At 61.2% G+C, this 24,106-nt stretch carries 21 protein-coding genes; 10 read left to right on the top strand and 11 right to left on the bottom strand.

Features of this window, described 5'->3' with window-relative positions:
* Positions 1-9 precede the first annotated feature (9 nt).
* Positions 10-1,356 (bottom strand): sigma-54-dependent response regulator transcription factor AlgB, encoded by a 1,347-nt coding sequence (gene algB / locus N005_RS27255; protein WP_047703986.1) that lies wholly within the window; start codon positions 1,354-1,356, stop codon positions 10-12.
* Between the two features lie 436 nt (positions 1,357-1,792).
* Between algB and N005_RS27260 the strand changes: the two genes are divergently transcribed.
* The 5 genes from N005_RS27260 (at position 1,793) to N005_RS27280 (ending at position 6,277) form a co-directional block, all read left to right on the top strand.
* Positions 1,793-2,080, top strand: a complete 288-nt coding sequence (locus N005_RS27260) for a hypothetical protein (protein ID WP_047703987.1) — start codon at positions 1,793-1,795, stop codon at positions 2,078-2,080.
* 80 nt (positions 2,081-2,160) lie between these two features.
* On the top strand, positions 2,161-2,325 hold the full coding sequence (locus N005_RS28570; protein WP_003177151.1) for a DUF1328 domain-containing protein: 165 nt from the start codon (positions 2,161-2,163) through the stop codon (positions 2,323-2,325).
* A 2-nt stretch (positions 2,326-2,327) separates the two neighbouring features.
* Entirely contained in the window at positions 2,328-2,792 is a 465-nt protein-coding gene (locus N005_RS27270; protein ID WP_047703988.1) for an inhibitor of vertebrate lysozyme family protein, read from the top strand.
* Between the two features lie 691 nt (positions 2,793-3,483).
* Complete coding sequence (gltP, locus tag N005_RS27275) at positions 3,484-4,815, top strand: glutamate/aspartate:proton symporter GltP (protein ID WP_047703989.1); 1,332 nt, start codon at positions 3,484-3,486, stop codon at positions 4,813-4,815.
* 232 nt (positions 4,816-5,047) lie between these two features.
* Positions 5,048-6,277 (top strand): nucleoside recognition domain-containing protein, encoded by a 1,230-nt coding sequence (locus tag N005_RS27280; RefSeq protein WP_047703990.1) that lies wholly within the window; start codon positions 5,048-5,050, stop codon positions 6,275-6,277.
* A gap of 201 nt (positions 6,278-6,478) precedes the next feature.
* Here N005_RS27280 and N005_RS27285 read toward each other — a convergent pair whose 3' ends face one another.
* The 6 genes from N005_RS27285 to N005_RS27310 form a co-directional block, all read right to left on the bottom strand.
* Complete coding sequence (locus tag N005_RS27285; protein WP_047703991.1) at positions 6,479-7,486, bottom strand: DUF5924 family protein; 1,008 nt, start codon at positions 7,484-7,486, stop codon at positions 6,479-6,481.
* 210 nt (positions 7,487-7,696) lie between these two features.
* Entirely contained in the window at positions 7,697-9,073 is a 1,377-nt protein-coding gene (locus N005_RS27290; RefSeq protein WP_047703992.1) for a M16 family metallopeptidase, read from the bottom strand.
* A gap of 58 nt (positions 9,074-9,131) precedes the next feature.
* Positions 9,132-10,790, bottom strand: coding sequence for a Na/Pi cotransporter family protein (locus N005_RS27295; RefSeq protein ID WP_047703993.1), 1,659 nt, complete (start codon positions 10,788-10,790; stop codon positions 9,132-9,134).
* A 313-nt stretch (positions 10,791-11,103) separates the two neighbouring features.
* On the bottom strand, positions 11,104-11,871 hold the full coding sequence (locus N005_RS27300) for a TerC family protein (protein ID WP_024778426.1): 768 nt from the start codon (positions 11,869-11,871) through the stop codon (positions 11,104-11,106).
* A 76-nt stretch (positions 11,872-11,947) separates the two neighbouring features.
* The gene (locus N005_RS27305; protein ID WP_047703994.1) at positions 11,948-13,255 is read right to left on the bottom strand and encodes a CitMHS family transporter; all 1,308 of its coding nucleotides are present in this window, start codon (positions 13,253-13,255) and stop codon (positions 11,948-11,950) included.
* A 378-nt stretch (positions 13,256-13,633) separates the two neighbouring features.
* Positions 13,634-13,960 (bottom strand): DOPA 4,5-dioxygenase family protein, encoded by a 327-nt coding sequence (locus N005_RS27310; RefSeq protein ID WP_047703995.1) that lies wholly within the window; start codon positions 13,958-13,960, stop codon positions 13,634-13,636.
* A 74-nt stretch (positions 13,961-14,034) separates the two neighbouring features.
* Here N005_RS27310 and N005_RS27315 point away from each other — a divergent pair, with 74 nt between their 5' ends.
* Entirely contained in the window at positions 14,035-14,694 is a 660-nt protein-coding gene (locus N005_RS27315) for an NAD(P)-dependent oxidoreductase (protein WP_047703996.1), read from the top strand.
* Between the two features lie 183 nt (positions 14,695-14,877).
* On the opposite strand, the gene N005_RS27320 is transcribed toward N005_RS27315, so the two are convergent.
* Entirely contained in the window at positions 14,878-15,828 is a 951-nt protein-coding gene (locus N005_RS27320) for a choline sulfate utilization transcriptional regulator (RefSeq protein ID WP_047698861.1), read from the bottom strand.
* Positions 15,829-15,942: 114 nt separating this feature from the next.
* Between N005_RS27320 and betC the strand changes: the two genes are divergently transcribed.
* The 3 genes from betC to N005_RS27335 all read left to right on the top strand — a co-directional run bounded on the left by betC (position 15,943) and on the right by N005_RS27335 (position 20,202).
* A complete protein-coding gene (gene betC / locus N005_RS27325) occupies positions 15,943-17,457 on the top strand; it encodes a choline-sulfatase (protein WP_047698863.1) in 1,515 nt (504 codons plus the stop codon).
* A gap of 19 nt (positions 17,458-17,476) precedes the next feature.
* A complete protein-coding gene (choX, locus tag N005_RS27330) occupies positions 17,477-18,397 on the top strand; it encodes a choline ABC transporter substrate-binding protein (protein ID WP_047698865.1) in 921 nt (306 codons plus the stop codon).
* Positions 18,398-18,633: 236 nt separating this feature from the next.
* Complete coding sequence (locus tag N005_RS27335; protein ID WP_047703997.1) at positions 18,634-20,202, top strand: SulP family inorganic anion transporter; 1,569 nt, start codon at positions 18,634-18,636, stop codon at positions 20,200-20,202.
* Positions 20,203-20,306: 104 nt separating this feature from the next.
* Here the strand turns inward: N005_RS27335 and aroE are convergent, their stop codons facing one another.
* Together aroE and hemF are read right to left on the bottom strand one after the other, a co-directional pair.
* On the bottom strand, positions 20,307-21,128 hold the full coding sequence (gene aroE, locus N005_RS27340; RefSeq protein ID WP_047704195.1) for a shikimate dehydrogenase: 822 nt from the start codon (positions 21,126-21,128) through the stop codon (positions 20,307-20,309).
* A gap of 20 nt (positions 21,129-21,148) precedes the next feature.
* A complete protein-coding gene (hemF, locus tag N005_RS27345) occupies positions 21,149-22,063 on the bottom strand; it encodes an oxygen-dependent coproporphyrinogen oxidase (RefSeq protein WP_047703998.1) in 915 nt (304 codons plus the stop codon).
* 165 nt (positions 22,064-22,228) lie between these two features.
* Here hemF and N005_RS27350 point away from each other — a divergent pair, with 165 nt between their 5' ends.
* The gene (locus tag N005_RS27350; protein WP_047703999.1) at positions 22,229-23,206 is read left to right on the top strand and encodes an NADPH:quinone reductase; all 978 of its coding nucleotides are present in this window, start codon (positions 22,229-22,231) and stop codon (positions 23,204-23,206) included.
* 281 nt (positions 23,207-23,487) lie between these two features.
* Here N005_RS27350 and tsaC read toward each other — a convergent pair whose 3' ends face one another.
* Entirely contained in the window at positions 23,488-24,045 is a 558-nt protein-coding gene (gene tsaC / locus N005_RS27355; RefSeq protein ID WP_003196294.1) for an L-threonylcarbamoyladenylate synthase type 1 TsaC, read from the bottom strand.
* Between the last annotated feature and the right edge of the window lie 61 nt (positions 24,046-24,106).

The following is a 24,106-nucleotide window of genomic DNA, read 5'->3' on the forward strand; positions in this document are numbered from 1 at the left end:
AGGTGCCGCTCACAGGTTGTATTGCTTGCGTTTGCGATACAGCGTGGAGGCATCGATGCCCAGGGTCTTGGCCGCCTGGTCCAGCGTATCGGCCGTCGCCAGTACGGCGCCGATATGGGCCTTCTCCAGTTCGTCGAGGCTCAGCGCGGCGCCGATGCGCGGTGCGTTGTTGACCGGTTGCTCGGCCATGCCCAGATGACTGATCTCGACCTTTTCCTGGGGACAAATGATGCTGGCGCGCTCCACTACGTTGCGCAGTTCCCGGATGTTACCCGGCCAACGATAGCCTAGCAGCGCTTCACGGGCTTCGTCGCTGAATCCCCGGGCCGGACGTGCATACTCCTTGACGAAGCGGGCCAGGAAACGGTCCGCCAGGGTCAGGATGTCCTCGGCGCGCTCGCGCAGCGGTGGCAAGTGCAGGGTAATGACGTTCAAGCGGTACAGCAGGTCTTCCCGAAAACGCCCGTCGCGGACCATGTCTTCGAGGTTCAGGTTGGTCGCTGCGAGGATTCGCACATCGGCCCGGCGGGTGACCGGATCGCCGACCCGTTCGTATTCCTTGTCCTGGATGAAACGCAACAACTTCGGCTGTAACGTCAGGGGAAAATCGCCGATCTCGTCGAGAAAAAGCGTTCCGCCGTCCGCCTGGTTGACCCGTCCCAGCGTGCTCTCGCTGGCACCGGTGAACGCGCCACGACTGTGACCGAACAACTCGCTTTCCATCAGTTCGGTCGTCAGGGACGGACAATTGATGGTGACACAGGATTTCTTCGCACGTTTGCTCCAGCCATGGATCGCCCGCGCGAGTTCTCCTTTACCGGTGCCGGATTCGCCAAGAATCAGGATGTTGGCATCGGTGCTGGCTACTTGGCGGGCTGTCTCCAGCACCACCTTCATCGCCGGGCTGTGGGAGTCGAGGCCGTCCTTGGGTTTGCGAATCTCGCCTTCCAGCGCCTCCAGCCTTGCCGATAGCTGGCGGACTTCCAGTTGCTTGGCCGTCGCCAGGCGCAACTGATCGGGGCTGCATGGCTTGACCAGGTAGTCGGCGGCACCGGCCTGGATCGCGTCCACCGCAGTGTCGACAGCCGAATGGGCGGTGACGATCACCACACGCATCCACGGCGCCTGGATGCGCATCTGGGCCAGCACATCGAGGCCGTTATCTTCCCCCAGGCGAAGGTCGAGAAAGCACAGGTCGAATACCTGGCGCTGCAACAAGGCATCGGCCTGGGCGGCGCTGTTGGCAGTGGCAACGGTATAGCCTTCGTCTTCCAGGCAATAGCGGAACGTACGCAGGATGGCGGACTCATCGTCTACCAGCAGAATGCGGCCTTGATGCTCAGTGGCTGATTCCATTTTTCCTACGCTCCTTTAATGAATGATGTTGGTTAGTGTCAGAAAAATCGGGCAAGTTGCATGGTCGATTTTGAGCGAATATTACCTATAGAAAGCGCCGCAGTGAGCTGTAGAGATCTAAAGGGCTGATTTAAGTAAATTTTTTTCAGCTCGTTCGCGATGAGCGGTCAGCCTGCGCATTCCGACCGCCATTTTCCAATCGCAATTCAAAAAGAATCTGCCCGCCTTTCTCCTCTTCATTCGTGCAATACGCACGACCGCGTTCAGGGTCATCGTGCAGGATGCGATTTCGCTGTTTGATTGGTTATATATAACTGATTGATTATAAAGGTATTTTTCTCTGAAAATTTCTGGCATGCCGCCTGCAATAGTCAGGTCATCATGGCGTTTAGAGCGCCTAACCAGATCACCACCCGGGGTGGGGAGGAATTCCAGGATGAATTTGCAACGTGCCGCCCGATTACCAATCACTTCCCTGCAGATTCAGCAGGGCTTGTGGGCTGTCCTGGCATTGCTGGTGACCCTCGTGGCAGGTCAGCAACTGCTCCTCTGGCATTACAGCCAGCAGCCCGAGCCAGCGCCGGTGTCGATTCATCGCGCGACCCAAACCCACTTCAGTGCCGTAAGCAGCGTCGCGGAAGCGTCCGCCTCCATGCGGATGATGGATGTCGATCAGGCTCAGCCGGTGACCGACATGCCCCGCCAGGAACGCTGGGTGTTTTAACGCAATGACCGTGCGTCCGACGCGCTCGGAACCATTCCAACCAGTCCCTAACTAAATAGAAAAGCGTAAGGAGAATCACCATGTTGAGCTGGGCAATTACCTTCCTGATCATTGCCATCATCGCTGCAGTCCTGGGCTTCGGTGGTATCGCCGGCACCGCCACGGGCATCGCCAAGATTCTCTTTGTCGTGTTCCTGGTGATGTTCATCGCCTCCTTCTTCTTTGGCCGTCGCGGCCGAGGCTGACCATGAACGCTGCACTGAAAGGACTGGCCGCCGCCCTGCTACTGGGCGGCTGCGCCACGGCAATGGCTGCCAATGACGGTCAGATGCGGGTCAACCAATTGCTTCAGGCTGACGCGCAATACCGTGAAACCTGGCAGCACGTCGTCAAGAAAGAAGAGCGTCTGCCGGAATGGGTCATGAATCTGACCGGCGATTCGGAACAGATGAACGCTGTCGAGGAAGATGGCGACAAATATCTGGTCGGCCCGCTGTGCGAAACCCATGCGACGTGCCGCAACGAGCGCCTGTTCGTGGCTTTCAGTTTTGACAAGGATGAGGCCTACGCCTTGCTGGTCGAGGTGCCCGCCGGGTTGCCCGCCGACAAGTCGCCGACCCGTCATGCCAATTACCGCTTCCTCGGCAATCCCGATGAAGGTATGCAAGAACTGTTAATGGAACAACTCAAGAAAGATCCCAACTGGTACTGAATCTGGATAACGGGAAAGACAACCTTGTTTTTCCCTCTGCACAGCCCGAGGAGGGCCGATGCATGACCAGGGGGCCGGGACGTTCTGACCATTCAGGGTCGGAGTGACCTACGGGCACAAGGGGTGCCTGCGAAAGGGCCGGGTCAGGAAAAAGCTGCGACGCAGGTTCGCGAAACCGCAACGGCTTGGCGAACCTGCGTAGAGCTTATTGAGCAAGAAGCCTATTCCAGAGCGGTTGGTTATTCGGATTTGATGACCGCAGGTTCAATGCGGCATTTTGTCCCGTCTCTTCGATCTTTTTCCTGACGTCTGACCGTATATCGGAGAGCTTTCCAGCCAACGCCGTTGCCTTCGGCTACCCGTTTCATCGGTTTCCCCGGCAGAAGACATCAAGCCAGGCTACGCTGAAACCGCCGGTTCACGGCATTTTTGCCTGATGAAATCCCGCATCCAAACGATTTGGAACGCGGGTTTTGTTTTGAAAATCTCATGCCGATTCGGCATAGGGTAGGCGTTTACGGCATTAGACGATCCCCCCTCGCATCGCAATAGTTGCGCCTTTTTTCGCCCGCCAGTAAGCCGCCAGCGCGCGTTCGGGTGACCTTATACGGGGGCGGGAGCACGATTCGCATCGCCATGGGCGATCGGATTTGCGCTTCTGTCCGAGTCCAATCGAAGTAAGGGTAACGATATGAAGAAGGCAAGATTAAGCCTCGCCTGGCAGATCCTCATCGGTCTGGTGCTCGGTATTGCACTGGGCGCGCTGCTCAACCATTTCAGTGCCGAGAAGGCCTGGTGGATCAGCAACGTACTGCAACCGGCGGGCGATATCTTTATCCGTCTGATCAAGATGATCGTGATCCCTATCGTGATTTCCTCGCTGATCGTCGGCATTGCCGGGGTCGGTGACGCGAAGAAACTCGGGCGGATCGGCCTCAAGACGATCCTCTACTTTGAAATCGTTACCACCATCGCCATTGTCGTCGGTCTGCTGTTGGCGAATTTCTTCCATCCGGGCAGCGGCATCGACATGAGCACTCTGGGCACGGTGGATATCTCCAAGTACCAGGCCACGGCCGCCGAAGTGCAGCACGAGCATGCCTTTGTCCAGACCATTCTCAATCTGATCCCGTCGAACATCTTCGCGGCGCTGACCCGCGGCGAGATGCTGCCGATCATTTTCTTCTCCGTACTGTTCGGCCTGGGTCTTTCCAGCCTGCAAGCGGACCTGCGCGAGCCGCTGGTGAAGATGTTCCAGGGCGTGTCCGAAAGCATGTTCAAAGTCACCCATATGATCATGCAGTACGCCCCGATCGGCGTGTTCGCGTTGATTGCGGTGACCGTGGCCAACTTCGGCTTCGCTTCCCTGCTGCCGCTGGCGAAACTGGTGATCCTGGTTTACGTCGCCATCGCTTTCTTCGCCTTCGTGGTCCTGGGTCTGATCGCCCGTCTGTTCGGCTTCTCGGTGATCAAGCTGATGCGCATCTTCAAGGACGAACTGGTGCTGGCCTATTCCACCGCCAGCTCCGAAACCGTGTTGCCACGCGTGATTGAGAAGATGGAAGCCTACGGTGCGCCGAAAGCCATTTGCAGCTTCGTGGTGCCTACCGGTTACTCGTTCAACCTCGACGGTTCGACGCTGTACCAGAGCATCGCGGCGATTTTCATCGCCCAGCTGTATGGCATCGACCTGTCCATCAGCCAGCAATTGCTGCTGGTGCTGACGTTGATGGTCACTTCCAAGGGCATCGCCGGCGTGCCGGGCGTGTCCTTCGTGGTATTGCTGGCGACCCTGGGCAGCGTCGGTATCCCGTTGGAAGGCCTGGCCTTCATCGCCGGTGTCGACCGGGTCATGGACATGGCCCGTACCGCGCTGAACGTGATCGGCAACGCCCTGGCGGTGCTGGTGATCGCTCGCTGGGAAGGTATGTACGATGATGCCAAGGGTCAGCGCTACTGGAATTCCCTGCCGCACTGGCGCAGCAAGGAGCCGCTGCCGGCCGGTGAGCCTTCCAGCCGCTGATCCGCCTGGAACTGAAATGTTTGTGAGAGCAAAAATACCTGTGGGAGCAAAGCTTGCTCGCGATAGCAGTCTGTCAGCCACATTAAGCCAGCAGATCTTTCGCTGATCGCGAGCAAGCTTTGCTCCCACAGGGAATGCTCTGTGTACCCTGTCTGAACCCCGGAGAAATCCGGGGTTTGTCGTTTCTGCCGGCCCCGCTATCATTCGCGGCATCTTCCGGGGGATTTAACCGATGCTCAATGGCCTGTGGCTTGGCTTCTTTATCGTGGCGGCCGTCTCGGCGCTGATGCAGTGGCTGGTGGGTGGCAACGCCGGCATCTTCGCGGCGATGGTGGAAAGCATCTTCGCCATGGCCAAGCTGTCGGTGGAGGTGATGGTCCTGCTGTTCGGCACCCTGACCCTGTGGCTGGGGTTCCTGCGGATCGCCGAGAAGGCCGGGATCGTCGACTGGCTGGCCAAGGCCCTCGGCCCGCTGTTCCTGCGGTTGATGCCGGAAGTGCCGCCGGGCCATCCGGCTATTGGCCTGATCACCCTCAACTTCGCCGCCAACGGCCTGGGCCTGGACAACGCCGCCACCCCCATCGGCCTGAAAGCCATGCGCGCCCTGCAGGACCTGAACCCCAGCCCGACCATTGCCAGCAATGCGCAGATCCTGTTCCTGGTGCTCAATGCCTCGTCGCTGACGCTGCTGCCGGTGACGATCTTCATGTACCGCGCCCAGCAAGGCGCGCCGGATCCGACCCTGGTGTTCCTGCCGATCCTGCTCGCCACCAGTTGTTCGACCCTGGTGGGGCTGCTGTCGGTGGCCTTCATGCAGCGTCTGCGGCTGTGGGACCCGGTGGTGCTGGCTTACCTGATTCCCGGTGCGCTGGCGCTGGGTGGCTTCATGGCGTTGTTGGCGACGCTCTCGGCCACGGCCCTGGCGGGGTTGTCATCGATCCTCGGCAACCTGACGCTGTTCGGCCTGATCATCCTGTTCCTGGCGGTGGGTGCCCTGCGCAAGGTCAAGGTGTACGAAGCGTTCGTCGAGGGCGCGAAGGAAGGCTTCGACGTGGCCAAGGGGCTGCTGCCTTACTTGGTGGCGATGCTCTGTGCGGTCGGCGTGCTACGGGCCTCGGGGGCGCTGGATTTCGGTCTGGATGGTATCCGGCATCTGGTGGAATGGGCTGGCTGGGACACGCGTTTCGTCGACGCCTTGCCGACGGCAATGGTCAAGCCGTTCTCCGGCAGCGCCGCCCGGGCGATGCTGATCGAAACCATGAAGACCTCTGGCGTGGACAGCTTCCCGGCCCTGGTGGCGGCAACCATCCAGGGCAGCACCGAGACCACGTTCTATGTACTGGCGGTGTACTTCGGCGCCGTGGGCATCCAGCGGGCGCGGCACGCGGTGGGCTGTGCGTTGCTGGCGGAGCTGGCCGGCGTGCTGGGGGCCATCGGGGTCTGCTACTGGTTCTTTGGCTGACAACGAGTTTCTGTGGGGGCAGGCTTGCCTTAATGCCAGTCTGCCAAGCCACAAACCTGGTGTGGGAGCGAAGCTTGCTCGCGATTGCGGTAAGTCAGTCAGCAACCATGTGACGTGTCTGTTGCTATCGCGAGCAAGCTTTGCTCCCACGGGTTTTGCGCCGTTTGATCCTTAACTGACTGGTATCAGGGCTTGCCTTGCTCATTCAGTTACGCTGAACCGCAGCACCCCGATCATCTGCCCGTTCTCCGTCAGTACCCGTACCTGCCATTTGCCCGCCGGCTTGTCCGGGAAGTTCTGCTTGTGGGTCCAGGCGCGGTAGCCTTCCTTGCGTCCGCCATGAATGTCCAGGGCGATGCGGTCCACTTCTCTGCCGTTGAACTGCCAGACGTGATAGATCCGCTCATCCAGCCCCCGCGGCGCATTGATGGCGGTATAGGCATACAAACCGTTGCCGCGGATCTGCGCGGCGCTGACTTCCTTGAAGCTGTCACCGGGTGTGCGATCCTCCAGCTGGGTGCTGATCGCCACTTCGGTCATCCACAGCGTGGCCGGTGGTACCCAGGAGCGCAGCACCCATCCGGCGGCACCAATGCCGAGGGTGATGCACAGAATCGCCAGGGCGTTGCGCACGGTGCGGATCGGAAAGATCGAGGCCAGGCTCGGAAACGACAACAGCATGGCGATGCCCAGCGCCAGCTTGAAGCTCTGGTCGGTGGTCAGGTGCATGATGATCGGCAGCGCGGTGAGCAGGGCGGCGAACAGCGTCAGCGTGTGCAACGCCAGGAACGCCCAGCGCCGGGGCGCCAGCCATTTGTAATACAGCGGATCGGTGATCGAAATCAGCCCTGAGGCTCCCAGCAGCCCGGTGAAAATCAGCTGGCTGCTGTTCCAGGTGGTGGTGATCAGGAAAAACGGCAGAACGAAGAACAGGCTTTCCTGATGAATCATCTGCGTGGCATAGCGCAGCAACGGCTGCGGTATTTCCCGCTTGAAAATCCTGGTGAACAGCCGGGTCGCGCTGTTTTCCAGCATCAGCCAGAGCCAGCTCACCAGCATCAGGATGGCGATCAAGGTCGCCAGGCCTTGTTGGCGGTCCACCAGTACGAAACTGCCGGCACCGGAGATGAAGCCGCCGAGCGCAATGACCCCTGGGTAGCGCTTCATCAATTCAAGGATGCGCTGGATGTAATGGGTCAGGGTCTGCATTAGGCGGTTTCACAGTAAGTCGTAGGAAATATCCCTGACAGAGTATCGTCCGGACACCTATATGGCGAGGCTCGCATCGGCTCTTGTGGCGAGGGGATTTACGGCCCTTAAACCTGGCGCCTCGGTGTGTCTGACGGATCGAGTTGTCTGATTTGGGGCCGCTTCGCGACCCAGCGGGGATAAATCCCCTCGCCACAAGAACCCAGCAGGTCAGGTTTTGCGACGCAACCGCCACACCACCAACCCCAACAGCAACAATCCCACCAAGCCGCTTACTCCCCAGACCAGCTCATCGTCACTGAGCAGCGGCTTCTCGATGCGCAGGTAGCCCGGGTCCTTAAGCAGTTCGCGCAGGGCCTGATTGGCCTGTTCCAGGCTCACCGCCTGCAAGCGCACGGCCGGGTTGGCGAAGCGACCGTCTTCGTAGTCGCCCAGGGCGCCCCAGTAATAATCCGCCAGTGCACTGTTACCTTGAACCGCCCAGGTCTGGTGGGCAATGGCTGCGCGTTTGATGCGCATGAAGCTGTCGGGGTCCAGCCCGTCCTTGAGCAGCGTTATGCGCAACTCTTCGAGGGCCTGTTCGGCTTGCGGCAGGTCTTCGCGGGCCAGGTCCGCGTTCAGGCTGAGGAAGCCGACGCCGCCGAACACTTCCCGCTCCACCCACGGCCCATAAGACAGGCCGCGGGCCAGGCGCAGCTGGCGATAGAGGGCCCAGTCCAGATAGTTCTTGAGCAGGTCGAAGGTCTCGTCGTGTTGCTGTTCCAGTACCGGTTCGGGGAACAACCAGTGCAGCTTGGCGCCATCGCCCACCAGGCTGCGGATCAGGTTGCGCTTGGTCACGGCGCTGTAGCGGATCTGTGGCAATGCTTCGTGGGCGGTGGGCTCGACCGGTTTGAGTTTGCCGTAGGTGCGCTCCAGGTAGGCCGGCAGCAAGCGATCAAGGTCGCCGACCACGATCAGCGTCATGTTGTTCGGCGCATACCAGGCTTTGCGAACCTGTTCGAGGCGGGCGAGGGTGTGTTGCTCGACTTCGGCCCGTTCCGCGCAACGTAAGCCCAGTTCCACCGCCAACTGGTTGCTGGCCTTGTGTCCCAGGTCCTGGCGATCGAGCCAGCGTTGCAGGTGGGTGTAGTGGCCGCCGTCCTCGCGTTCGACCACCCGTTTCGCTGCCTCCAGGGCCTTTTCATCGATGCGGGTGCGGGTCAGCACCGCCAGCAGCAGGTCGAGGATCTTGCGCTGGTTACTTGCCGGTGCCTCGATGACAAAGGTGGTGTCGGCATTGCTGGTGAAGGCGTTCCACTCGCCGCCCAGCGCCTGCATCCGTTCTTCCAAGGCGCCTTCGCCGCCTTCATCGATCCCGCTGAACAGCGCATGCTCGAGCAGGTGCGGCAGTTCCTTGTCGGCGCAGCTGAAGTCGTCCAGGCCCACGCCGATCACCAGCCGGATGGCGACGTGACCGCGTTCGCTGCCGGGCTTGAGCAGCAGCTGCATGCCGTTGGGCAGCGAGTAGCCTTCGACCTGGAACCGGTCCAGGGCTACCGCGGGCAGCGAACCGAACAAGAAAAGAGCGAATAACAGACCACGCATAAACGGCTTCCTGGCGACTGACAGTCCAACCCTACTGACTGAACAATGCGCCAGATGTTCAAGGCGAGTGGGTGATGTCGGATATTTCATCCGCCGCCAGGGCGCCGATTTCGGCGGTTTCCAGCACCACATAGGCGCTGCCGCAGAACAGCGAATTGAGGCGCCGCATGTCGGCAATCAGCTCCAGATGCAGGGAACTGGTCTCCAGGCTCTGTACGATCTTGCGCTGCAAGCGGCTGACATGGGCATGGGCCATCCGTCTTTCCTGGGCACGAAAACGCCGTTTCTCGCGCAGCAATTGACGGGCGCTTTCCCGATCGCCACTGAGGAACACCGACAAGCCCAGCCGCAGGTTGGCGATCAAATGGCTGTGCAGCCCCGCCAGCTCCTCCAGGCCCACCTCGGAAAAGGACAAGCGCTGCGAGGTCTTCTGCTGCTGGACCTTGCGGAGCATGCGTTCGATGAGGTCGCTGCCAAGCTTCAGGTTGATCGCCAGCTCGATGATCTCCGCCCATCGACGACTGTCCTGCTCACTGAGGTCTTCGCGGGGCATCTGGGCCATGTACAACTTGATGGCGCTGCACAGTATCTCGACGTCATCGCTCACGCGCCGCACCTCCTGGGTGAGCGCCGTCTGCTGGCCGCGCAACACGTCGAGCATGGCTTCGAGCATGTTTTCGATCAGGTCGCCGATGCGCAGTGTTTCCCGGGCCGCATTGGCCAGGGCCAGGCTCGGGGTGACGAGGGCCGTAGGATCCAGGTGCCGGGGCTTGGCGGTGCCGTTGGTCTCCGCGCGCTCCGGCAGCAGCCAGGCGCACAGCCTGGCCATCGGCGCGACACTGGGCAGCAGCACCAGGCAGCGCACGGAGTTGTAGAGCAGGTGAAAGCCGATGACGGTTTCCTGGGGGCTGAAGTCCAGGCTGTCCAGCCACCCCACCAGCGGGTCGAGCGCGGGGATGATCAGCAACAATCCGATCAGCTTGTACAGCAGGCTCCCCAGTGCCACCTGGCGTCCGGCGGCGTTCTGCATGCTGGTGCTGAGGAACGCCAGGATGCCGCTGCCGATGTTGGCGCCGATCACCAGGCCGATGGCCACCGGCAGGCTGATCACCGCCGCGCCGGCCAGGGTTGCCGTCAGCAGCACGGCGGCCAGGCTCGAATAGGAAATCATGGCGAACAGCGCGCCCACCAACGCATCGAGCAGGATGTCGCCGGTCAGCGAGGCGAAGATCACCTTCACGCCTTGGGCCTGGGTGATGGGCGCGGCGGCTTCGACGATCAATTGCAGCGCGAGGATGATCAGCCCCAGGCCGATGGAGACACGGCCCATTTGCCCGACGCGGGTCTGTTTGCGCGACAGGAAAAAAATCACCCCGAGGAAAATCAGCAACGGCGACAACCACGACAGATCGAGGGTCAGCACCCGGGCCATCAACGCCGTGCCGACATCGGCGCCGAGCATGGTCGCCAGGGCAGGGGTCAGCGCCATCAGCCCCTGGCCGACGAACGAGGTGACCAGCATGGCCGTGGCGTTGCTGCTCTGGACCATGGCGGTGACCATGATACCGGCGACAAATGCCAGCCAGCGCCGGGACATGTTCTGGCCGATGACGTGGCGCAGGTTGGAGCCATAGACCCGCAGGATGCCGGTACGGACGATATGCGTGCCCCAGATCAGCAAGGCTACGGCAGAGAGTAGATTCAGCAGGGTCAGCATGAGAGGCCCCCTGTTAGCGTCTCAAAGAGACAAGTTGACGATGCCACATCGTTCTTCGTTGTACTTAAGCTGTAGTTGGCGAACGGTTCGGACGCCAGCATTGCACAGCTAAAGAATTGATTGAAACAAAACTGTCATGAAAAACACCGCAAGCCCTGTGGGAGCGAGCCTGCTCGCGATAGCGGTGTATCGATCGATACTGTTGTGACTGAAAGGACGCTATCGCGAGCAGGCTCGCTCCCACAGGTCCTCACTTTCCTGCGGGCATGAAAAAGGGGCTCCAAAGAGCCCCTTCGTTCATTGCTCCGTTCAGTTACTGACCCGGAACGTCCTTGCGCAGTTTCACCGGATCCTGCTGCTTGCGCTTGCGTGCAATCGCGGTGCGCATCTTGATGTTGATCGCTTCCACGGCCAGGGAGAACGCCATGGCGAAGTAGACATAGCCTTTCGGTACATGGACGTCGAACGACTCGGCGATCAGCACGGTACCGACCACCAGCAGGAACGACAGCGCCAGCATCTTCAGCGATGGATGTTTGTCGATGAACTCGCTGATGGTGCCCGAGGCCAGCATCATCACCAGCACGGCCACGATGATCGCCGCCACCATCACCGGCACATGGGAGACCATGCCGACGGCAGTGATGACCGAGTCCAGGGAGAACACGATGTCGATGATCGCGATCTGGATGATGGTGTAGAGGAAGTTGCCACCCTTGCCCGACGGTTGATCGTCGCTTTCGTCGTCGCCTTCCAGCGCGTGGTACATCTCCTGGGAGCTTTTCCACAGCAGGAACAGGCCACCGAAGAACAGGATCAGGTCGCGACCGGAGATGCCCTGGCCGAACACTTCGAACAAATCGGCGGTCAGGCGCATGACCCAGGTGATGGACAGCAGCAACAGGATCCGCGTGATCATGGCCAGGGCCAGACCGAAGATCCGGGTGCGCGCCTGCATGTGCTTGGGCATGCGGCTGACCAGGATCGAGATCATGATGATGTTATCGATGCCCAGGACGATTTCCAGGGCGGTCAGGGTAAAGAAGGCAACCCAGATTTCCGGGTTGGTCAGCCATTCCATGTGAGTTCCTTTGAACGAGTGTTAGGCCGCGCCGCGCTTCGGATTCACCGAAGCGGCGGCGCCGCGGGTATTGCTTTTATAGAGTGCTGAACAGCGGAAAGATCCCCATCAGCAAGGCGGCGACCATTATGCACAGGCAGACCAGCACTGCCCACTTCAGGGTGAAACGCTGGTGATCGCCGAACTCGATCCCGGCCAGTGCCACCAGCAGGTAGGTGGACGGAACCAGCGGGCTCAACAGGTGGACGGGCTGGCCGACGATGGAGGCACGGGCCATTTCCACTGCTGTGATGCCGTAATGGCTGGCGGCTTCGGCGAGAACCGGTAACACCCCGTAATAAAATGCATCGTTAGACATGAAGAATGTGAACGGCATGCTCACCAGCGCGGTAATCACCGCCAGGTACGGACCGAGGAAGTCCGGGATCACCGCCAGCAGACTCTTGGACATGGCGTCGACCATGCCGGTACCGGACAGGATGCCGGTGAAGATACCCGCCGCGAAAATCAACCCGACCACCGCCAATACGCTGCCGGCGTGCGCCGCAACACGGTCTTTCTGCTGTTGCAGGCATGGGTAGTTGACGATCATCGCGATACTGAAGGCCACCATGAACAGCACCGGCAGCGGCAACAGGCCGGCGATCAGGGTGCACATCAGGGCCAGGGTCAGGGCGCCGTTGAACCAGATCAGCTTTGGACGGCGGGCGTCGGGGAACTGGGACACGCTGATTTCGCTGTGGTCGATTTCATCGTGGGCCAGGTGCAATTCACCCAGGCGCGCCCGCTCGCGTTTACCGTACATGTAGGCAATCGCCAGGATCGCCAGCACACCGAACGCCATCGCCGGAATCATCGGCACGAAGATCTCGGACGGATCCACATGCAAGGCACTGGCCGCACGGGCCGTCGGGCCGCCCCAGGGGGTCATGTTCATCACGCCACCGGCGAGGATGATCAGGCCGGCCATGATCCGCGGGCTCATGCCGATGCGGCTGTAGAGCGGCAGCATCGCGGCCACGCAGATCATGTAAGTGGTCGCGCCGTCACCATCGAGGGAAACGACGAGCGCCAGAACGGCGGTACCGACCGAAACTTTCAGCGGGTCACCCTTGACCAGCTTGAGGATCTTGCGCACGGCCGGGTCGAACAGGCCGGAGTCGATCATCAGGGCAAAGTAGAGAATCGCGAACATCAGCATCACCCCGGTTGGGGCGAGCTTGGTGATGCCTTCGAGCATCATCGGGCCGATCTTCGGCGCAAAGCCGCCGAACAGGGCGAACAGGATCGGGATGATGATCAGGGCGATCAGCGCGGACAGGCGCTTGGTCATGATCAGGAACATGAACGTGATGACCATGGCGAAGCCAAGGAAAGTCAGCATGGGAAATACTCCAGGCGTGGCGCGGCGAGGTTAAGGCGAACCGGACAGGTCAGCGCAGAACGTGAGGCACGGAACGGACGGATGGAGTGGTTGCAGCGGGACGGGTAGCAGCGGACATCAGAATCACCATTGTTGTTGTTAAAAAGGCCAAACGGTCGTGGAAATCCGTTTCTGGCCACCGGTCTTTGCCGGTAGTGAGGCGATCCTAATCGCGCAAGCTTTCAGCCAGCTTTCGCTGCAGGCGATGGTTTTTCCGCTGGTCGGGGTCTGTGGGAGCAAGGCTTGCCCGCGATGAAGCTGACGCGGTCGTCCTGCATATCGAGTGCCCCTTGTCGCGAGCAAGCTTTGTTCCCACAGGTCGTCCTGCCTCAGTACATTTCAGAACACCGAAAGATCCAGCGGCCGCACCGCCCCCATCCAGATCGCATGGTCGGTGTGGTCCGCCAGCTCATCGCCAGTGTTCGGGTGAAGGAAGATCACCAGCCCTTTGCGATAGAGCGCCAGCCACGGCAGCACTACGCCGATGTACTGCGGATCGAACGAGAGCTGGCAGCTCCAGTCCGGATGGGGACCGACCGGGCGCTCGTGGACGCGGCCCATTTCCAGTGGAAACAGACGCGACGCTTCCTCACACAATGCCCGCGCCTGGTCGATGGTGCTGGCATCGAAGTAAACATGGGCGTGGTAACCCTTGATCCGTTGCATTGTGACTCCTTGCGAACCCTCGCCGTTTCCCGCTGGTCAGAGCCTTATACGCGGTAAAAAAGGGAAAAACAGCCATGAAAAACGCCGAAACCCCGGTGATCAAAATGGTGCTCTATGGTGCCATGAGCAGCCTCGGCAGTGCGTTGATGGCTGAGATGCTGCGACGCCAGCATGAAGTCATTGCCGTTCTCGATGATCTCACGGCCCTGGCGCCGCGTCCGGGCCTGCGGACCAAGACGGGAGATCTCTATGATCCCGAGCGGGTCAAGCAAAGCGTCGCCGGTGCCGATGCGGTGGTCTGTCTGCTGAACGCGCCGGGGCTGCCCATGAACAGCGAGCACGTGGAACGCACGCTGATTCCGGGCCCCGTGGAGCAGGTGCTGGCGGTGGATGCGCTGATCGCCGGCATGCAGGCGGTGAATATCCCCCGGCTGTTTCTGGTGGGGGATTTCGCCGTACTCGACGAGGAAGAGGGCGAAGACGACTTGCAGCGTCATGCCGCCGAGGAAATCCTCGATGCCCTGCGCAACAGCACATTGCAATGGACCCTCGTCAACTCGCCTTATGCTGTTGCCGGGTTGAGCATCGAGCATTTCACCCAGGTCAGCACCAGCCTGGAACCGGGTATGGCCGAATCCCTGGAGCGGCTCAACCGGGTGGCCGTCGGCATTGCCGATGAGCTGCGCTTGAACCTGCATGTGGGGGAGCATGTCAGCTTCGTAGCCGCTACCTGACGACCGCACAACATTGCGGCAAGAATCACTATTGTGGCGAGGGGATTTATCGAAACGTCGCACCGCCCCGCTGGGCTGCGAAGCGGCCCCAAAAAAGCAGGGCCGCTTCGCGCCCCAGCGGGGATAAATCCCCTCGCCACAGTAGTTTTTCTTTGGCTATGGAAGTGCCTTCACCCGCAAGTCTCAAACAGCGATGGACGGCAACGGCAACCCCGTGAGCGACTCGCCACTGTTGGCCTGTTCTTCCATCAGCCAATCCACGAACTGCCTGATCAGTGCCCCACGCCGTTTACGCTGGGGCAGGACTACGTAATACCCCAGGCGCGACAGCACCGTTTCGGCGATTGGACGACAGAGCAGGCCCTGGGCCAACAAGTTATCCACAAGGTGACGCCAGCCGATGGCAACCCCCTGGCCGCCAATCGCCGCCTGGATCAGCAAGGTGTAGTTGTCGAAACGCAGTTGCCCTGGCGCCGGGGGTGAGGTGATGCCCAGCTCGCGGAAGACGCCATTCCAGTCGAACCAGTGACTGCTGTTGCCACCGCGCAAGTGCAGGAGCGGGAACTCGGATAAGGCCTGGGCGGGCAAGGGCAGGGGACGTTCCTTGAGCAACAACGGGCTGCACACCGGAAAGACTTCTTCGCTGAACAGCCAGCGACTTTCGCCCTGTTTGAAGCGACCGTCGCCGAACAGTACGGCAACGTCGATGTCGGTGCGCAACATGTTGTGATTGCGCTCGCTGGTCACCAGGCTGACGTCCACTTGCGGGTTGGCGGCGTGAAAACGATGCAGGCGCGGCATCAGCCAGTAGGCGGCGAAAGCGAAATCGGTGGCGACCTGTAACACCTCATGCTGATGTTGCGCGGTGATCGCGCTCAATCCTGCGTCGATGTTCTGCAAACCGGCCTGCACCTGTTCGAACAGCGTCGTTCCGGCCTCGGTCAGTTCTATGCCGCGGTAAATGCGATCGAACAACCGCGTGCCCAGCTGTTCCTCCAGGCGTTTGATCTGCTGGCTGATGGCCGGTTGCGTGGTGCCCAGCTCAATCGCCGCTGCCGTAAAGCTTCGTTGCCTGGCCGCTGCTTCGAAGACTCGAAACAGATCCAGGGACAGGTCACCCAAGGCGTCATACATAAGCTGTGCTTATCCTAGTCATTATCCTGCATGGGCTTTACCCCAATAGGTCGGGGGAACATGCTCAATCGCAGCAATTTCGCATAACCGCTCACTATGGAATGCCGCGATTACATGAAGCGCAAGAATATTCTTTTCATCATGGCCGATCAGATGGCCGCGCCAATGTTGCCGATCTACGGTCCTTCGCCGATCAAGCTGCCGAATCTGTCGCGCCTGGCCGACCAGGGCGTGGTGTTCGACGCCGCGTACTGCAACAGCCCGCTGTGCGCGCCGTCGCGCTTTACCCTGGTGAGCGGCCAGTTGCCCAGCAAGATCGGCGCCTATGACAACGCCGCGGATTTTCCGGCCGACGTCCCGACGTACGCCCATTACCTGCGGCGCCTCGGCTACCGCACGGCGCTGTCCGGCAAGATGCACTTCTGTGGGCCGGATCAGCTGCACGGCTATGAAGAGCGCCTGACCAGTGACATTTATCCGGCCGACTACGGTTGGGCCGTGAACTGGGATGAGCCGGACGTGCGGCCGAGCTGGTACCACAACATGTCGTCGGTGCTGCAGGCCGGGCCTTGTGTGCGTACCAACCAGTTGGATTTCGATGAAGAAGTGGTGTTCAAGGCGCAGCAGTACCTGTTCGACCACATCCGCGAGGACGGTGACCAGCCGTTCTGCCTGACCGTGTCGATGACCCACCCACACGACCCGTACACGATTCCCAAGGCTTTCTGGGATCTGTATGACGACAACGACATCCCGCTGCCGCAAACGCCGGCGCAGACCGAGCTCGACCCTCACTCCCAGCGCCTGTTGAAGGTCTATGATCTGTGGGACAAGCCGCTGCCTGTGGATAAGATTCGCGATGCCCGCCGCGCCTATTTCGGCGCGTGCAGCTATATCGACAGCAATGTGGGCAAGCTGCTGCAGACCCTTGAGGACACTGGCTTGATGGAGGACACGATCATCGTGTTCTCCGGCGATCATGGCGACATGCTCGGTGAAAAAGGGCTCTGGTACAAAATGCATTGGTTCGAGATGTCCGCGCGGGTGCCGCTGCTGGTCAGCGCTCCGGGTCAATTCGCCAGCGGCCGGGTCGGCGCGGCGGTATCCACCGCCGACTTGCTGCCCACCCTGGTGGAACTGGCCGGCGGCACGCTGGAGCCCGGTTTGCCGCTGGACGGCCGCTCGTTGGTGCCGCATCTGCAAGGGCGGGGCGGGCACGATGAGGTCTTTGGCGAATACATGGCCGAGGGCACCATCAGCCCGTTGATGATGATCCGCCGCGGCCAATGGAAATTCATCTACAGCGAAGATGATCCGTGCCTGCTGTTCGATGTCCGTAACGACCCCAAGGAACTGGAAGACCTCAGCCAGTCACCGGAGCATCAGACCCTGTTCGCCGAGTTTCTCGCCGAAGCCAGGGCCAAGTGGGACATTCCGACCATTCATCGACAGGTGCTCGCCAGCCAGCGTCGCCGTCGTTTCGTCGCCCAGGCGCTGACCCTGGGCAAACTCAAGAGCTGGGATCACCAGCCGCTGGTGGATGCCAGTCAGCAATACATGCGCAACCACATCGACCTCGACGATCTGGAGCGCAAGGCCCGTTATCCACAACCCTGCCAAAACCAATAACGAACGTAAGGGGAAGCACATGCAAAAGTTATCCACAGTACTGGCCGCTGGGCTGTTGGCGTTGAGCAGTGCCTCGGCGTGGGCCGAGCAGAGCTGCGAGACGGTAAAGATGGCTGACCCGGGTTGGAGCGATATCGCGGCGACCAATGCCATCACCGGTTTTCTGTTGGAAGGCATGGGCTACAAGCCCAAGGTCGACACCCTCGCGGTGCCGATCACGTTCGGCGGCCTCAAGGATGGCCAGGTCGATGTGTTCCTGGGCAACTGGATGCCGGCGCAGCAGGGGTTCTATGACAAATTCGTGGCTAACGGGGATGTCACCCAATTGGCCAAGAACCTGGAAGGCACCGAGTTCACCCTGGCTGTCCCGGACTACGTCTGGGATGCCGGTGTGCATAACTTTGCCGACCTGAATAAATTCGCCGACAAGTTCGAGAAGAAAATCTACGGCATCGGTTCCGGAGCGCCGGCGAACCTCTCCCTGAAGGAAATCATCAAGACCAACGATTTCGGCATGGGCGACTGGAAACTGGTGGAGTCCAGCGAGCAGGCGATGCTGGCGGAAGTGTCCCGGGCGGTGAAGAAACAGAAGTTCGTGACCTTCCTCGGCTGGACCCCGCACCCGATGAACGTGCAGCTGAAAATGCATTACCTCAAGGGCGGCGAGAAGTACTTCGGCGATACCGGCAGCGTCTATACCCTGACCCGCAAGGGTTATGCACAGGCCTGCCCGAACGTGGGCAAACTGTTGACCAACCTGAGCTTCACCCAGGAAATGGAAAACAGCATCATGGCCGACGTAGCGAACAAGAAGCTCAGCAATGCCGAGGCGGCCAAGGCCTGGATCAAGGCCAACCCGACGGTGTTGGATAAGTGGCTGGATGGCGTGAAGACCGTGGATGGCCAGGAGGCGTTGGCGGCGGTGAAGGCCAAGCTCTGATGACCCGCGTGCTCCGGATAAGCCCTCAAAAGGTGATCCGGAGCACTTTTGTGGCGAGGGGATTTATCCCCGCTGGGTCGCGGAGCGGCCCCAAACAGCTGAACGCAAATGATCTGACACACCGAGTCGACACATTAGGGCCGCTTCGCGACCCAGCGGGGATAAATCCCCTCGCCACAGGGAGAACGGTGCCTGGTCCTGATACTCTTGTCCGCAATCCCCATCTTTGAGGCCCCATGGCAATCCCCACCCGCCATTCACTGTTCCCTTTCCTGAGCTGGCTGCCCCGACAGACCCGGGCCAGTGTCGGCCGTGACCTGGTCGTGGGTCTGAGCGGCGCGATTCTGGCGTTGCCGCAGTCCATCGCTTACGCCCTGATTGCCGGTCTGCCCCCTGAATACGGCTTGTACGCCGCCATCGTGCCGGTGCTGATTGCTTGCCTGTGGGGTTCGTCATGGCATCTGATCTGCGGTCCTACGGCGGCGATCTCCATTGTCCTGTACGCCAGCGTCAGCCCCCTGGCCGTGCCCGCGACCCAGGACTACATCACCTTGATCCTGCTGCTGACGGTACTGGCGGGCATTTTCCAATGGTTGTTGGGCCTGTTACGTTTCGGCGCGCTGGTGAACTTCGTCTCGCACTCGGTGGTGCTCGGCTTCACCCTGGGCGCTGCAGTGGTGATCGCACTGGGGCAGTTGCCGAATCTTATGGGGCTCGATCTGCCGAACGAGGCCACGGCCTTGAAGGGCGTGCTGATGTTGCTCAGCCACCTTGGGGCTGTGGATAACCCTTCGTTGCTGCTGGGCTTGGGTACGCTGATCCTCGGCGTGATACTCAAGCGACTGCTGCCGCGCTGGCCGAGCCTGTTGATAACCCTGGTCATCAGCAGCCTGGTGGTCTGGTTGTGGCCGGCCATGTTCGGGCATGTGGCGCTGGTCAGCGCCTTTGCCGGGCGCCTGCCGCCGTTCACTGCGCTGCCACTGGACCTCGACCTGATCCTGCGCCTGCTTCCAGGCGCCGTGGCGGTGGGCATGCTCGGGCTGGTCACCAGCCTGTCCATTGCCCGCTCGTTATCGGTGCGTTCCGGGCAATTGCTCGACGCCAACCAGGAGGTCAGGGCGCAGGGGCTTTCCAACATCGTGGGCGGATTTTTCTCCGGCTCCTTGTCAGCCGGTTCCTTTACCCGTTCCGGCCTCAGCTATGACGCGGGGGCCTGCTCGCCCCTGGCCGGGGTGTTCTCGGCCTTGTGGGTGGCCTTGTTTGCGGTCGCCGGTGCGAAACTGATCTCGCACATCCCGATTCCGGCCATGGCCGGCAGCATTCTGCTGATTGCCTGGGGGCTGGTGGACCACCGCGGCATCCGGGCGCTGTACCGCGTGAGCCGGGCCGAATTCGTGGTGATGAGCCTGACCTGCCTGGCCACGTTGTTGTTGGAGCTGCAAACCGCCATCTACGCCGGTGTGCTGGCGTCGCTGTTTTTCTACCTCAAGCGCACGTCACAGCCGCGGGTGCAGCATTCCCACGAAGGCGAGGCGGATGTGCTGCGGGTGGGCGGTTCGATTTTCTTCGGTGCCAGTCATTACCTGCAGGTGCGCCTGCAACGCTTGCAAGGGCAACGGGTGGTGATCGATGCCCAGCAGATCAACTTCATCGACTATTCGGGGGTGGAAATGCTCCACCAGGAAGCCCGGCGCCTGGGGACTCAAGGGCGCAGCCTGACCTTGCGCAAGGCCAGGCCTCATGTGGTGGAGGAGTTGAAGAAGCTTGAAGGGCCAGAGAGATGCCCGATTTACTTCGAGGATTGATACGGTCTGCGCTGTGGGAGCAAAGCTTGCTCGCGATGAAAGCGACCCGGTCTGTTGGAAACCGAGGCGCCTGTCTCGCGAGCAAGCTTTGCTCCCACAGTGGTTTACAGCGCCAACTGGCGACGCAACTCGGCCAGCACCGGCGCGGTATCCGGGCGCACGCCGCGCCACAGGTAGAACGCTTCGCCTGCCTGTTCCGCCAGCATCCCCAGGCCATCCATCGCCACCGCGGCGCCCTGCTCGCTGGCCCAGCGGCAGAACGAAGTAGGCTCCTTGCCATACATCATGTCGTAGCACACGGTCTTGCCGGGCTCGATCAGGCTGCCTGCAATCGGCGGTACATCCCCTGACAGGCTCGCGGACGTGGCGTTGATGATCAGATCCACCGGCTCGCGCAGCCAATCGAAACCACTGGCCGAGACCGGGCCCAGGTCGGCGAACAGTTCGGCCAGCAACTCGGCTTTTTCCACCGTACGGTTGGCGATGATCACCGAGGCCGGTGCCTCGGCCAGCAATGGTTCCAGGGCGCCGCGCACCGCGCCGCCAGCCCCCAGCACCAGGATGCGTTTACCCTTGAGGCTGAAGCCGGCATTGACGGTCAGGTCCCGCACCAGCCCGGCACCGTCGGTGTTGTCGCCCAACAGGCTGCCGTCGGCCTGCTTGCTCAAGGTGTTGACCGCCCCAGCCCGCTGCGCCCGTTCGGTCAGGCTGTCGGCCAGGCGGAAGGCGTCTTCCTTGAACGGCACGGTGACATTCGCCCCACGTCCCTCACGGAAAAATTCCCGCGCGCAACCGGCGAAATTATCCAGGGGAGCCAGAAGGGTGCTGTAGTCCAGTGTCTGCCCGGTCTGTTCGGCAAACAGGCGATGGATCAATGGCGACTTGCTGTGGCCGATGGGGTTACCCATTACAACGTAGCGGTCCATGGTCATGGGGTCAGTCTCCATCAGGCCTGCGCCAGCCAATCGCGATCCTGCAGGAAATACTCGGTCAGGCGCGCTTCTTCGCTGCCCGGCTCGGCTTTCCAGTCGTAGCCCCAGCGTACCTGCGGCGGCAACGACATCAGGATCGACTCGGTGCGTCCGCCCGATTGCAGCCCGAACAGGGTGCCGCGGTCGTAGACCAGGTTGAATTCCACGTAGCGTCCACGGCGGAATTCCTGGAACTCCCGTTGCTTGGCGGTGAACGGCTCATGTTTGCGCCGGCGCACGATGGGCAGGTAGGCCTCGATGTAGGCATCGCCGATCGCACGGATGAAGGCGAAGCAGGTGTCGAACCCCCACTCGTTCAGGTCATCGAAAAACAGGCCGCCGATACCCCGGGGTTCGTTCCGATGCTTGAGGTGGAAATAGCTGTCGCACCAGGCCTTGTAGCGCGGATACACCTCCGGGCCGAACGGGGCACAGGCCTGCTCGGCCACGCGGTGCCAATGCACGCAGTCTTCGGCGACGCCGTAGTACGGCGTCAGGTCGAAGCCGCCACCGAACCACCAGACCGGCTCTTCGCCTTCCTTTTCCGCGATGAAAAAGCGCACGTTGGCGTGGGAAGTCGGAACGTGGGGGTTGTGCGGGTGGATCACCAGCGACACGCCCAGGGCTTCGAAGCCACGCCCAGCCAGTTCCGGCCGATGAGCACTGGCCGACGGTGGGAGACCGCTGCCGAAGACGTGGGAAAAGTTGACGCCGCCCTTTTCAATGACCGTACCGTTTTCCAGCACCCGGGTGCGACCGCCACCGCCGGCAGGCCGGGTCCAGGCGTCTTCGACGAAGCGAGTGCCGCCGTCCTCGGCTTCCAATGCAGCGCAGATGCGGTCTTGCAGGTCGAGCAGATAGGCTTTCACGGCCTCGGTGCGAGTGGTCATGACACCCCCTTTGATCAGGACTGGGCTACGCGGCGTACAGCGGGCCGGTGGCCAATGGGCGCACAGGATACCACCGCACTTGCCTACGCCACAGTTGACGAAGATCAAGCTTAGGAGTCCGATGGGAGGCTTGGTGAAAAGTCCTGCGACAAGGAGAAAGTGAAGATGGCCAAACGTATCCAGTTCAGTTCCCACGGCGGCCCCGAAGTGCTTGAGTACGTGGATTATCAACCTGCCGAACCGGGCCCGCAGCAGGTGCGCGTGAGCAACCGGGCCATCGGCCTGAATTTCATCGACACCTATTACCGCAGTGGCCTTTACCCACCGCCGGCCCTGCCTTCGGGCCTGGGCGCCGAAGGGGCGGGCGTGGTCGAGGCGGTCGGCTCGGGCGTCACCCGGTTCAAGGTGGGCGATCGGGTGGCCTATGGCAGCGGTCCGCTGGGCGCCTACAGCGATGTGCATGTGTTGCCCGAGGCCAACCTGGTGCACCTGCCGGAGTCGATCAGTTTCGAACAGGCCGCCGGCGTCATGCTCAAGGGCCTGACCGTGCAGTACTTGTTGCGTCAGACTTATGAACTCAAAGGTGGCGAAACCGTGCTGCTCCATGCCGCTGCCGGTGGCGTGGGCTCCCTGGCCTGCCAATGGGCCAAGGCCTTGGGCGTGAAGCTGATCGGTACGGTGAGCTCGGCGGAAAAAGCCGCCGTCGCCAAAGCCCATGGCGCCTGGGAAACCATCGATTACAGCAAGGAAAACGTCGCGCAGCGGGTGCTGGAGTTGACGGACGGCAAGAAAGTGCCAGTGGTATACGACGGGGTTGGCAAGGACACCTGGCTGACCTCGCTCGATTGCGTCGCGCCCCGTGGCCTGCTGGTGAGCTTCGGCAATGCCTCGGGAGCGGTGGACGGCGTGAACCTGGGGATTCTGTCAGCGAAGGGCTCGCTGTACGTGACCCGCCCGACCCTGGCGACCTATGCCAACAACGCCGAAAACCTGCAACGCATGGCCGACGAACTGTTCGGAATGATCAGCAGCGGCAAGCTCACGGTGGATATCAATCAGCGCTATCCCTTGGCGGAAGCGGCCAAGGCCCAGGCCGAATTGTCGGCGCGGCGCACGACGGGGTCGACCATTCTGTTGCCTTGAAATGGTGATGTGCACAAGTTCTGTGGCAACACAAAACCCTGTGGGAGCGAGCCTGCTCGCGATGGCGGTGTATCAGACAACACCTTTGCGGCTGACCCGGCGCTATCGCGAGCAGGCTCGCTNGCGTGCATAAGTTCTGTGTTCAACACAAACCCCTGTGGGAGCGAGCCTGCTCGCGATGGCGGTGTGTCAGACAACACCTCTGCGGCTGACCCGACGCCATCGCGAGCAGGCTCGCTCCCACATGGGATAGGTAGTGGGTCTGGAGGGTGCGACCGGGCTTAGTCCGGTCGAACCACTTTCCCGGTGGCCAGGTCGCGAATCACGCTGGGGTTCTTGCGCCCGCCCAGGTTGCCGCCGAGCACCAGGTCGATCTGCCCGCGGAAGTACTGCTCGACGCGAATCCGCGTGCGCGCTGCCGGGCGGCCCTGGGGATTGGCCGAAGTGGACACCAGCGGGCCGACCAGCGAACACAAGTCGCGCACGGTAGGATGATCGCTGACCCGCAGCGCCACGGTATCGTGCACTCCAGTGATCCATTCCGGCAGCAGGTTCTGGTGCGGTACCAGCCAGGTGTTGGGCCCCGGCCAGGTGCTGGCCATGCGGTCCATCCAGGTGTCGGGGAAGTCTTCGAACAGGAAGTCGAACTGGTGAATGTTGTCCGCCACCAGGATCAACCCTTTGTCGGGCAACCGCGACTTGATCGCCAACAGGCGCTCCACCGCCTCCTCGTTCCACGGATCGCAACCCAGGCCCCAGACCGCTTCGGTTGGATAGGCAATCACCGCCCCGGCGCGAATTTCTCGCGCGGCTTGTTGCACACGCCAACTGTTGACCATGAAAGATTCTCCGCAACACAAGATAAGGCTGTGCGCAGTTTACCGATCTTCCCCATAAAAC

Source organism: Pseudomonas mediterranea CFBP 5447 (assembly GCF_000774145.1).
GTDB lineage: Bacteria > Pseudomonadota > Gammaproteobacteria > Pseudomonadales > Pseudomonadaceae > Aquipseudomonas > Aquipseudomonas mediterranea.